Genomic DNA, 11,522 nt, shown 5'->3' on the forward strand with positions numbered 1-11,522 from the left:
TTTACGGTAAGAATGCAACGGCAAGTCGGAAATGTGTTCATTTCTCGATGATCTCCACACAGGCTCTGACGCGCCAACTAGCCCCGGTTCTCTCAAAGGAAAAGGGGCTTTTTCCTTTCTGACGTCTACCTTTCTGTTTCTTCACTATCTACTTAGTGCGCCTAGCCGCTTTTCAACTCCAGCTCTCAACTCCAGTTCTCAACCTTGAATTAACTTCACCTGCTACCGCGGAACATAGCTCACTTCAATGTACTAAATCTGTCCACATAGAGGATCTTTGATGATCGATCATTTCTATACGTTGACCAATTTCTACGGCGATCAGTCTGTTTTTTAAACAGTTCGAGATCTTGTACCAATTGAAGTCTGCAGTTGTTATAGAAAAATGTAATCTTTAAGTGTCTGAAAAATATTAATTTAATAATTTTTTTGTGGTTTTTTAAAAGTTTTTCTAAAGCTTCTGAATTTCGCGCCGTTATTAAAAGTAACTTTGAGAGAACTACTTTGGTTTTCCGAGACGTCGGAAACCGCTATACCGGAAAATCAATTGGAGAAATCACCATGGCAGTGAATGTAAATACAAACGTATCAGCGATGACAGCGCAACGTTACCTAAACAACGCAAACAGCGCACAACAAACATCAATGGAGCGTCTAGCTTCAGGTTCTAAAATCAACAGCGCAAAAGATGATGCTGCAGGCCTACAAATCTCGAACCGTTTGAACGTTCAGAGCCGTGGTCTTGATGTTGCTGTACGTAACGCGAACGACGGTATCTCTATTGCACAAACTGCTGAAGGTGCAATGAACGAGACAACGAACATCCTGCAACGTATGCGTGATTTGTCTCTACAATCTTCAAACGGCTCAAACTCAAAATCTGAGCGTGTAGCGATTCAAGAAGAAGTAACAGCACTGAACGACGAACTAAACCGTATCGCGGAAACGACGTCTTTTGGTGGTAACAAGCTGCTTAACGGTACTCACGGAACTAAGTCATTCCAAATCGGTGCGGATAACGGTGAAGCGGTAATGCTTCAACTGAAAGACATGCGCTCTGATAACGCTCAGATGGGTGGTAAGAGCTACCAAACTGAGAACGCGAAAGACAAAGATTGGAACGTTCAAGCTGGCTCTAACGACCTAAAATTGTCTTTCACTGACAACTTTGGTCAAGCACAAGAAATCGACATCAGCGCTAAAGCGGGTGACGACATCGAAGAGCTAGCAACTTACATCAACGGTCAACAAGATTCTGTTAAAGCGTCTGTTACTGAAGACGGCAAGCTACAAATGTTCACAGGCAACAACAAAGTGAGCGGCGATGTGTCTTTCTCTGGCGGTCTTGCTGGTGAGCTAGGTATTCAAGCAGCTAAAGACGTAACGGTTGATACTATTGACGTAACATCTGTTGGCGGTGCGCAAGAGTCTGTAGCAGTCATCGATGCGGCACTTAAGTACGTAGACAGCCACCGTGCTGAGCTAGGTGCTTTCCAAAACCGTTTCGACCACGCTATCAGCAACTTAGACAACATTAACGAAAACGTTAATGCATCTAAGAGCCGAATTAAAGATACCGACTTCGCGAAAGAAACGACTCAGATGACTAAGTCTCAGATCCTTTCTCAAGCTTCAAGCTCGATTCTTGCTCAAGCGAAGCAAGCTCCGAACTCGGCACTTAGCCTACTAGGTTAATCGATTAAAAAGCCACGTTGACCAAAAGTGTTGACGTAAGGCCTCCACAAATTAGCTCGTGGTGAGAGATGAGCGCTAAACAGACCCAGCTTCGGCTGGGTTTTTTATTGCCTGCTATTTGGCAAAGTGGAGAATTTGGGATAGTGGTAAAGGCAAGAAGCGAGATTCCCTATCACGTTCGTTCCTCACTGTAGGGAATGACAGGAATTGGGAAATGATGATTTCCTCGCTTACTACATCGAAGCAGTCTTTCGTCATCCCAGAATCGAGTAGAACGAGATATCAGGGATCTCTTTTGGTTTAATATTCAACACCACGCTCATTAACTTAAATAATGGGGCAACTTTAGCGAATGTCGCCCTATTAATTGAAGCCCGATCACACTTTCCTTTGTTGTTGAAAAGAATATGAAAAAAAGCGCATTTTTTATTAAAGCTTCTAATTAAGGGGCCGTTAAAGGGATTGAGAGAAATGATATGTACCAATGTAAGGTGAGAGAGACACTGGTGCATAAACAAAATTGACATGTATTTGTGTGAGGTGAGAGTCACACAAATACATTAAAAAATGCCTAAAGGAGATCAACTATGGCGATTAATGTAAGCACAAATGTGTCTGCAATGACGGCTCAGCGCTACCTAAATAGCGCGGCTGAAGGTACTCAAAAATCAATGGAGCGTTTGTCTTCTGGCTATAAAATCAATAGCGCAAAAGATGATGCTGCAGGCCTACAAATCTCTAACCGCTTAACGTCGCAAAGTCGTGGCCTAGATATGGCTGTAAAAAACGCGAATGACGGTATCTCTATTGCACAGACTGCTGAAGGTGCAATGAATGAGTCAACCAACATTCTGCAACGTATGCGTGACCTTTCTCTTCAATCTTCAAACGGTTCGAACAGCAAATCTGAACGTGTTGCGATCCAAGAAGAAGTCTCTGCTCTAAACACAGAACTTAACCGTATTGCTGAAACGACCTCTTTTGGTGGTAACAAGCTTCTTAACGGTACTTACGGCAGCCAATCTTTCCAAATCGGTGCTGACTCTGGTGAAGCAGTAATGCTATCTATGAGCAACATGCGTACTGACACTCAAGACATGGGTGGCAAGAGCTACGGCGTTACAGAAGGCAAAGATGCTTCTTGGCGTGTAGGTGCAGGCGCTGACTTAACGATCAAATACAACGATAAGTTTGGTGAAGCGCAAGAGCTATCTATCTCTGCTAAAGAAGGCAACGATATCGAAGAGCTAGCAACTTACATCAACGGTCAAAGCCAAGACGTTAAGGCGTCTGTAGGCGAAGGCGGCAAACTGCAACTTTTCGCATCAAGCCAAAAAGTTGAGGGTGACGTTGAGTTCGGTGGCAGCCTTGCTGGTGAACTAGGTATCGGTGCTGGTAAAGACGTTACTGTTAACGACATCGACGTAACATCGGTTGCGGGTGCAAACGAAGCAGTATCTATCATTGATGGCGCTCTAAAATCTGTAGATAGCCAACGTGCTTCTCTTGGTGCTTTCCAAAATCGTTTTGACCACGCAATCAGCAACTTAGACAACATCAACGAAAACGTTAATGCATCTAAGAGCCGTATCAAAGATACCGATTACGCGAAAGAAACAACGGCAATGACGAAGTCTCAAATCCTACAACAGGCGAGTACTTCTATCCTAGCTCAAGCAAAACAATCACCATCAGCAGCTCTAAGCTTATTGGGCTAAACTTACTTCGGTAAGTAGCGGTAAACTCTACTCTGGGTAGAGTTTTACTGTATGGCTCATAAAGGAGGGAGGGAGAGTGTTATGGAAATATCATCCAACGCATCGAACATCCAGCCTTATGGCTCACCTAATGGCACTAAATTTGCAAGCGATGAAGGTAGTAGTGCGTCGAGCACTTCACGACTGAAAGAAGCAACACCTTATGACAAGGTAGAGAAATCGAAAGAGGAAGCTACCGAAGCGGCGATTCAATTAGCTCAACATAGACAAGAGCTTAATGATGAAGAACGAGTCAAGATGGTGGAGAAGGTAAACGAGTTTATCTCTTCTCTCAATAAGGGTGTTGCCTTTAAAGTCGATGAAGAGTCAGGTAGGGATGTGGTGACCATTTATGAGACCACAACTGGTGATATTATTCGCCAAATACCTGATGAAGAAATGCTTGAAATTCTAAGACGCCTAGCAGCCCAAAACTCGAATAGTCGAATATTTGAGGTGAAGGTTTAAGTCGTATTATTGAGGTGGTTTAATGAGTTTTGGCCCAATGGGGATTTCGTCTGGCATGGATATCAATTCTATGGTCAGCAAAATTGTTGATTCGGAGCGTGTACCTAAACAGCAACGAATCGACAATGAACGAACGCGAATCGATACCAGTATTAGTGCCTATGGAAGACTCAGAGAATCCCTTGATTCGATGAAAAACCTGATGACAAACTTTCGTCAGGAAAAAGCTTTCGCTGTGCGAACAGTGGAAAGTACCGATGAAGCGCTTGTCTCTGCAACCGCGACTACCGAAGCGATCGCTGGCAAATATGCCATCGATGTGTTGCAGCTTGCCCAAAGCCATAAAGTGGCTTCTGATGTGCTATCAGAAGACATGAAATTTGGCCCAGGTAAGCTGCAGGTTTCGCTTGGTGATGACAGCTTTGATGTACAAGTTGGCGATAGATCGAAACTGATCGATATCGTTCGAAGCATAAACGGTGCAGATAGCAACCCAGGCGTTCGTGCATCTGTTATCAATGATGTTGAAGGCCCGCGACTTATTGTTGCCTCGAACCAGTCCGGCTCCGATCAACAGATCAGCATTAACGTCGAATCTGATGCTGCCAATCCTCTCAAAAAACTCGAATACAAAACCCTGGAAGAGCGTGTTAAAGCGCTAGAGAAAGCGCGCCTTGCCGCTCAAGACGTTCTTGCTCTGACACCCGCAGGAAAAGCCGCACAACTTGTTGATGACGCGACTTCGAACGATGATCCTAATGCGAGTGAAACACTCGATGAAGACGGCAATGTCATCCCTGCATCCCAAACCGATTCTACCTCCGTTGCTGACGAAGATTCTCAAAGTCTTAGCTACGGCGAACAAGCCGCTGCCGACGGTCAAGCTGCCCTTGATGCAGCTAAAGCGGCAAAATCTGTCATGCCTGAAGACAATATTCCAGGTTGGACCGAAACTGCCTCTGGTACGCTTCTTGATTCTTACTACACGCCAGAACTAGAGCTTGATGAAAAAGCGATAGAGAAAGCACCCGATGTTCCGGGGTGGTCAAATGCTGCCTCAGGTACATTGACAGATTCCTATGTGACGCCAAAAGAAGCCCAGCAAAAGCTTGAGGCTGAACAAGCGCGTATCGAAGAAAAGATCTCACAAGAAAAAGCAGAGCTCGCTGAGAAAGTTCAAAAAGGCGAACTGACCGCTGAACAAGCCAAAAAAATTGAGCGTGCCAAACTCGATCCGGAAGAGCGTGAGCAATTAGAGAAGGTCGATAAAGCACAAGCTGACCTAGCTCAGGCTCAAGAGTCTTTCGATACCTACAGTGGTATGACGGAAGTTCAAGCCGGACAAGATTCAATGGTTGTCTTGGATGGCGTTGCACAGCTCTCAAGTAACAACAATGTGATTGAAGATGCGGTAGAAGGAATCGATATTACGGTAAAAGGAAAAACACCCAAAGATAAGCCGCCGGCAGAGATTGGTGTGGAGTACGACCGTAATAGTGTTCGCCAAGACATTGAAGCTTTTGTTAATTCTTACAATCAATTTTACCAAGTGTCTAAAAACTTGGCGGGCGTTGACCCTACGACCGGCCAAAAAGGGCCGCTGTCTGGCGACAGTACCGTGCGTAACGCTGACTCACGATTGAAAGGTGTGTTCTCATCAAGCATTGAAGGCGCGCCTGATAACCTAAAGTCTTTGACCGAGTTTGGTATCACGACTACAAGACAAGGTTCGTTAGAGATCAACTACGACATGCTCGACCGCCAACTGAACAACAACTTCGACAAGTTGGGCGAGTTCTTCGGTGGCAACAACGGTTTTGCTAAAAAAGTCGAAGATGCGATTCAAGGTATCACAGGTATCACAGGCTCGATTCGTACAAGAGAAAAGAGCTTAGTCGAACAAAACTACCGCTTAGCGGATGACCAAAGCGCGCTTGATCGACGCATGGATAGCTTGGAGAGCCGCACTCACTCTAAGTTTACTGCGATGCAAGACGCGACCAGTAAGATGCAATCTCAGCTTGGCAGTATGATGAATGCGTTGGGCTAATCGATGAATAGCCAGCTTCAAGAGCTTTGTGAACTAGATCAACTAATTATCTCTAAGCTCGAATTTAGTGAAATTAATGCTGAAGAAATAACGCAGCTTGTCGATAACAGAGAACAGTTATTGCAAAACGTGCTTCAATTAATCGACTCACACCCCGACGTTAAGCAAAGTTCTGAATGGTTTGAAGCCATTACCAGAACCAGAAAATTGGTCGAATTGATGCAGTCTGAGACGAGTAGAGTAGGTAAGACCCTACACAAATACCGTCACGGCGCTAAATCAGTTCAACAATACAAAAAGTTTTTATAGAAGAGGTTTACTATGCGCGGTTCTTTACAGGCATATAAAAAGGTATCAGTGGATAGTCAGCTAACAGCTGCCTCACCGCATAAAATTGTACAAATGCTAATGGCAGGTGCTATCGAGCGTCTGATTCAAGGCAAAGCGGCAATGCAAGCTGGCAACATTCCAGTGAAAGGTGAGCGACTTGGTAAGGCTCTAGATATCATTATTAGCCTACGTAGTTGCCTGTCTATGGACGATGGCGGTGACATTGCGAAAAACCTAGATCAACTTTATGAGTTCATGATCACGCAAATTTCTGCGGCAAATCACAAAAATGACCCACAGCCTATTGATGATGTTATCGATATTATCCGCGAAATTAAGAGCGCTTGGGACCAAATTCCGAATGAATATCACAACTTGACGTCTGCTGACGTAGGTATTTAAAGAAAAATTGCAGTTTTAACCAATCTCATATCCCTTAATTGGTTGGTTGCCTTATTTTTTTAATCAAATAAAATAGAAGCCATTAGATAGCCTAATGGCTTTTTTTCGTTGCTGATTTCCTAAATTTGTCCACGTAAAACATAATCATTGATACATATCTCTGTTTTATAGATTACGTCGCTCACCGTTTTTCTGCATCGCACCAAAATAAAGGCAATAATTCCTACTTATGCAAGGTTTGGCAAAACTGCTTGTCGTCGACGATAACGCTCAAGATCGTCACAATTTAAGCACAATATTAGAGTTTGTAGGAGAGAGCTGCGAAGTAATCAGCTCTGAACAAGCGCGCAAGGTTGACTGGTCACAACAGTGGGCCGGCTGCATCATTGGCTCAATTAAAGGTAAAGGCTTCAACGCATTACTGAATGAAAAGCTTGTTCACGCCAATCACATCCCACTATTAGTGATTGGCAAAAATAATCACCCGGTTGACGAGCTCACTAACTTTGTTGGTGAACTTGAACTTCCTCTTAACTACCCGCAATTAAGTGATGCATTAAGACACTGTAAAGACTTCTTAGGTCGCAAGGGTGTTCAAGTTGTCTCTTCGGCACGCAAAAACACACTGTTTCGTAGCCTAGTCGGTCAAAGTGCTGGCATTCAAGAAGTACGTCACTTAATTGAACAAGTCTCTTCGACAGAAGCGAATGTACTGATTCTTGGTGAATCAGGTACGGGCAAAGAAGTCGTAGCACGTAATATTCATTATCATTCTAAGCGTCGTTCTGGGCCTTTCGTGCCAGTGAACTGTGGTGCAATTCCGCCAGACTTATTGGAAAGCGAACTGTTCGGCCATGAGAAGGGCGCATTTACGGGGGCGATTACTGCACGTAAAGGCCGCTTTGAATTGGCTGAAGGTGGCACACTGTTTCTTGATGAGATTGGCGATATGCCAATGGCGATGCAGGTTAAGCTGCTACGCGTCTTACAAGAACGATGCTTTGAGCGCGTAGGTGGCAACAGCACCATTCAAGCTGACGTTCGTGTGATTGCGGCAACACACCGCAATCTTGAAGATATGATCGACGATGACTCGTTCCGTGAAGATCTTTACTACCGCTTGAATGTATTCCCGATTGAGATGCCAGCGCTGCAAGATCGCAAAGAAGACATTCCATTGTTGCTTCAAGAACTAATGACACGAATGGAAGCGGAAGGCAGCATGCCTATTTGCTTTACGCCTCGCGCGATTAACTCTTTGATGGAGCACTACTGGCCGGGCAACGTTCGTGAGTTAGCGAACCTAGTTGAGCGCATGGTTATCCTCTATCCAAATAGCTTGGTTGATGTAAACCATCTACCAACTAAGTATCGATACAGCGATATCCCTGAGTTCCAGCCTGAGTTTAATAGCTTTGTGTCTGAAGAAGAGCAAGAGCGTGATGCACTGGCTGATTTGTTCTCAGAAGATTTCAGCTTTGATCAGCAAGATGATATCGCTGACAACGCAAATGCACCTCAAGAGTTACCACCAGAAGGGGTAAATCTGAAAGAGCTGCTTGCGGATATGGAAGTGAATATGATCAACCAAGCTTTGGAAGCGCAGGGCGGTATTGTTGCTCGTGCGGCTGACATGCTTGGAATGCGCAGAACCACTTTGGTTGAAAAAATGCGTAAATATAACTTGCAGCGTTAGTGTCCAGTTTTATACGAAAGTGAAAACTAGCACGCACATTTTAGCTATTTCCTAACGCTAGCTAAGTGAACTGATAAACCATAGTCGAGTTGTTGCTTGCTTAACTATGTGATAAATATAGCAAATAGCCTGATCCGTGTTTTACGTGTCAGGCTGTTTTAGTATTTGAGGCAAATTTTTGACATGCACGTATCTAACGAACCAGAAAATCAATCACACCTAGATTCTGTCGAACAGCAGGTTGAGCGCTATAAGCAAGTGCTCGATGTGATGCCAGCAGGGGTCATCTTGTTAGATACACATGGCGAAGTGAGAGAAGCCAACCCAGAAGCGCACCGTATTCTTGGGGTTGAGCTCGTAGGCGAGAAGTGGTTTTCGGTCATTCAAAGTGCTTTTGACCCTAAAGACGATGATGGACATGAGATCTCATTGAAGAACGGACGAAAAGTACGTTTGGCGATTTCAGCTTCAACCACGGGTCAACTTATCTTGATTACCGATCTGACAGAAACTCGTCTTCTTCAGTCTCGTGTGAGTGATCTTCAACGCTTATCGTCGTTAGGCAGAATGGTAGCCTCGCTTGCCCATCAGGTTCGTACTCCGCTTTCTAGTGCGATGTTGTATGCTTCCAACCTTGCCGCGCCAAATCTACCACCGGCAACAAAGACACGTTTTCAATCTAAGCTTATGGATAGATTGCATGACCTAGAGAAGCAAGTGAATGACATGCTGTTGTTTGCCAAAGGCGGCGACAACAAGGTGGTTAAGCCATTTACTGTCGCTGAATTGATAACCGAATTTCACCCTATGGTGGAAGCGGCACTAAAATCCAACCAGATTGACTATTGTCAGGAAGTTGAAGGCGAAGAGACTCAAATGTTTGGCAACGCCAACGCCATCGCGTCAGCGTTAAGTAATCTGGTTTTGAACGCGGTTCAAATTGCTGGCAAGGAATCGCAGATTGATGTGTTTTTTAGACCAGTAAACGGCGAGCTTAAGATATCAGTACAAGACAGTGGCCCCGGCGTACCGAAAGAGCTTCAAGGTAAAATTATGGAACCATTCTTTACCACTCGCTCTCAAGGGACTGGCTTAGGCTTAGCGGTTGTACAAATGGTATGTCGAGCGCATGAAGGCCGACTGGAATTGATCTCAGAAGAAGGTGATGGCGCATGTTTTACTATGTGCTTACCGTTAGAAAGAAGCGCTTCTACTGAAGACTAATAAGTTTTAACTGAATTTACACTGGAGAATCCTATGGCTCAAAGCAAAGTGTTAATCGTCGAAGATGATGAAGGTCTACGCGAAGCCCTTGTCGACACTCTCGCGCTGGCTGGCTATGAATGGCTGGAAGCGGATAGTGCGGAAGATGCTCTGGTCAAATTAAAATCCAACTCCGTTGATATTGTTGTGTCTGATGTTCAAATGGCAGGCATGGGCGGTTTGGCGCTACTGAGAAACATCAAGCAGCACTGGCCGAACTTACCAGTGTTGTTGATGACAGCTTACGCCAACATCGAAGACGCCGTTGCAGCAATGAAAGAGGGCGCGATCGATTACATGGCGAAGCCATTTGCGCCTGAAGTATTGTTAAACATGGTGAGCCGCTATGCTCCCGTAAAATCGGACGACAATGGTGATGCCATTGTTGCCGATGAAAAAAGCATTAAGCTAATGATGCTGGCTGATAAAGTTGCGAAAACAGATGCTAATGTCATGGTTCTTGGGCCTAGTGGTTCAGGTAAAGAAGTGATGTCTCGTTATATTCACAACGCATCTAGTCGTAAAGATGGTCCGTTTGTCGCGATCAACTGTGCAGCAATCCCAGACAATATGTTGGAAGCGACCCTGTTTGGTTACGAGAAAGGCGCATTTACTGGCGCTATTCAAGCTTGTCCGGGTAAGTTCGAACAAGCGCAAGGCGGCACGATTTTGTTGGATGAGATCAGTGAAATGGATCTTAGCCTTCAAGCCAAACTACTGCGTGTCTTACAAGAGCGCGAGGTTGAGCGTTTAGGTAGTCGTAAGAGCATCAAGTTAGATGTTCGTGTGTTAGCGACCAGTAACCGAGATCTCAAACAGTATGTTTCTGAAGGGAATTTCCGTGAAGACTTGTATTACCGACTGAATGTATTCCCAATTTCTTGGCCACCACTGTGTGAGCGTAAAGGCGATATTGAGCCTTTAGCCAAGCACTTAGTTGAGCGCCACTGCACCAAACTTGGCATGCCAGTGCCAGTGATGTCAGCGCAAGCGATCAGCAAACTCGTCAATTATCCGTGGCCAGGCAATGTTCGTGAATTAGACAATGTGGTACAGCGTGCGTTAATCTTAAGCGAGCAAGAGAATATCTCTGGTGAGCACATTCTGCTTGAAGGTGTCGATTGGCAAGATGCAAGCAGCCTACAACAAATCGTTGAAGGTAATGACGTTGCGGCGCCAGACATTAAGCCGATTGCTGAAGCAAATCCAATCAGTAAAGTGGCGGCTAGCAGTGAAGGGCTCGGTAATGAGCTTAGAGATCAAGAGTATGCGATCATTCTTGAAACCTTGATCGCGTGCAATGGTCGACGCAAAGATATGGCGGAAAAACTGGGCATTAGCCCTCGTACATTGCGTTATAAGTTGGCGAAAATGCGCGATGCTGGAATAGATATCCCAAACTGAGGATAGATTAGTAGTGTCAGCTTTCTGACTAGTGTAATACGATATCTAGTCAATTTAATGTGTGGCACGCTAATTGCTCTGTCAATAATACAGCTAAATAGATAGTCATAATTTTGACTCCTGAGGTAGTAGATGAGAATAGATGGTTTACAAGGCGAAATGCAGGCAATGATGGTCGAAGCTGCCAGCGCGCGTCCCGCAGCAACGGGGCAAGCGGTCGGTGCAGATTTTGGCAACATGCTGACTAATGCCATCAATAATGTGAACTCATTACAGAAGACCTCAGGTGATCTTCAAGCTCGTTTTGATAGCGGTGACCAAAGCGTGTCTCTATCAGACGTGATGATTGCTCGAAATAAATCTAGTGTGGCTTTTGAGGCGACGATCCAAATTAGAAATAAATTGGTCGAATCGTACAAAGAGCTGATGAACATGCCGGTATAAGTTAGGTAGTTAA

Annotated in this window: 10 protein-coding genes; all 10 read left to right on the forward strand. The window is 44.8% G+C overall.

Annotated elements, in window-relative coordinates; translation table 11 throughout:
- Positions 1 to 561: 561 nt before the first annotated feature.
- The 10 genes from FLM53_RS12105 to fliE all read left to right on the forward strand — a co-directional run bounded on the left by FLM53_RS12105 (position 562) and on the right by fliE (position 11,509).
- A complete protein-coding gene (locus FLM53_RS12105; RefSeq protein WP_102300543.1) occupies positions 562 to 1,695 on the forward strand; it encodes a flagellin in 1,134 nt (377 codons plus the stop codon).
- A 587-nt stretch (positions 1,696 to 2,282) separates the two neighbouring features.
- Complete coding sequence (locus FLM53_RS12110; protein WP_017066381.1) at positions 2,283 to 3,413, forward strand: flagellin; 1,131 nt, start codon at positions 2,283 to 2,285, stop codon at positions 3,411 to 3,413.
- Between the two features lie 81 nt (positions 3,414 to 3,494).
- On the forward strand, positions 3,495 to 3,920 hold the full coding sequence (gene flaG / locus FLM53_RS12115) for a flagellar protein FlaG (RefSeq protein ID WP_176681816.1): 426 nt from the start codon (positions 3,495 to 3,497) through the stop codon (positions 3,918 to 3,920).
- 22 nt (positions 3,921 to 3,942) lie between these two features.
- Positions 3,943 to 5,970: a flagellar filament capping protein FliD gene (gene fliD, locus FLM53_RS12120; RefSeq protein ID WP_176681815.1), complete on the forward strand. Its 2,028-nt coding sequence runs from the start codon at positions 3,943 to 3,945 to the stop codon at positions 5,968 to 5,970.
- A gap of 3 nt (positions 5,971 to 5,973) precedes the next feature.
- Entirely contained in the window at positions 5,974 to 6,279 is a 306-nt protein-coding gene (locus tag FLM53_RS12125) for a flagellar protein FliT (RefSeq protein WP_132762574.1), read from the forward strand.
- A 12-nt stretch (positions 6,280 to 6,291) separates the two neighbouring features.
- Positions 6,292 to 6,702, forward strand: a complete 411-nt coding sequence (gene fliS, locus FLM53_RS12130) for a flagellar export chaperone FliS (RefSeq protein ID WP_004736194.1) — start codon at positions 6,292 to 6,294, stop codon at positions 6,700 to 6,702.
- A 229-nt stretch (positions 6,703 to 6,931) separates the two neighbouring features.
- The gene (locus FLM53_RS12135) at positions 6,932 to 8,398 is read left to right on the forward strand and encodes a sigma-54 dependent transcriptional regulator (RefSeq protein WP_017631778.1); all 1,467 of its coding nucleotides are present in this window, start codon (positions 6,932 to 6,934) and stop codon (positions 8,396 to 8,398) included.
- Positions 8,399 to 8,581: 183 nt separating this feature from the next.
- Positions 8,582 to 9,622 carry a PAS domain-containing sensor histidine kinase gene (locus tag FLM53_RS12140; protein WP_017631777.1) on the forward strand — a complete coding sequence of 347 codons (1,041 nt, stop codon included), beginning with the start codon at positions 8,582 to 8,584 and terminating at the stop codon, positions 9,620 to 9,622.
- Positions 9,623 to 9,655: 33 nt separating this feature from the next.
- Entirely contained in the window at positions 9,656 to 11,065 is a 1,410-nt protein-coding gene (locus FLM53_RS12145; RefSeq protein ID WP_176681814.1) for a sigma-54 dependent transcriptional regulator, read from the forward strand.
- Between the two features lie 132 nt (positions 11,066 to 11,197).
- Positions 11,198 to 11,509 (forward strand): flagellar hook-basal body complex protein FliE, encoded by a 312-nt coding sequence (fliE, locus tag FLM53_RS12150; protein ID WP_017060684.1) that lies wholly within the window; start codon positions 11,198 to 11,200, stop codon positions 11,507 to 11,509.
- Positions 11,510 to 11,522 lie beyond the last annotated feature (13 nt).

Origin of the sequence: Vibrio sp. Scap24, from assembly GCF_013394185.1 — a bacterium.
Classification (GTDB): Bacteria; Pseudomonadota; Gammaproteobacteria; order Enterobacterales; family Vibrionaceae; genus Vibrio; species Vibrio pomeroyi.

Bases quoted from the DNA above. Each gene is read 5' to 3' on its own strand.
- FLM53_RS12105 (WP_102300543.1), top strand. From the start codon at position 562: ATGGCAGTGAATGTAAATACAAACGTATCAGCGATGACAGCGCAACGT.
- FLM53_RS12110 (WP_017066381.1), top strand. From the start codon at position 2,283: ATGGCGATTAATGTAAGCACAAATGTGTCTGCAATGACGGCTCAGCGC.
- flaG (WP_176681816.1), top strand. From the start codon at position 3,495: ATGGAAATATCATCCAACGCATCGAACATCCAGCCTTATGGCTCACCT.
- fliD (WP_176681815.1), top strand. From the start codon at position 3,943: ATGAGTTTTGGCCCAATGGGGATTTCGTCTGGCATGGATATCAATTCT.
- FLM53_RS12125 (WP_132762574.1), top strand. From the start codon at position 5,974: ATGAATAGCCAGCTTCAAGAGCTTTGTGAACTAGATCAACTAATTATC.
- fliS (WP_004736194.1), top strand. From the start codon at position 6,292: ATGCGCGGTTCTTTACAGGCATATAAAAAGGTATCAGTGGATAGTCAG.
- FLM53_RS12135 (WP_017631778.1), top strand. From the start codon at position 6,932: ATGCAAGGTTTGGCAAAACTGCTTGTCGTCGACGATAACGCTCAAGAT.
- FLM53_RS12140 (WP_017631777.1), top strand. From the start codon at position 8,582: ATGCACGTATCTAACGAACCAGAAAATCAATCACACCTAGATTCTGTC.
- FLM53_RS12145 (WP_176681814.1), top strand. From the start codon at position 9,656: ATGGCTCAAAGCAAAGTGTTAATCGTCGAAGATGATGAAGGTCTACGC.
- fliE (WP_017060684.1), top strand. From the start codon at position 11,198: ATGAGAATAGATGGTTTACAAGGCGAAATGCAGGCAATGATGGTCGAA.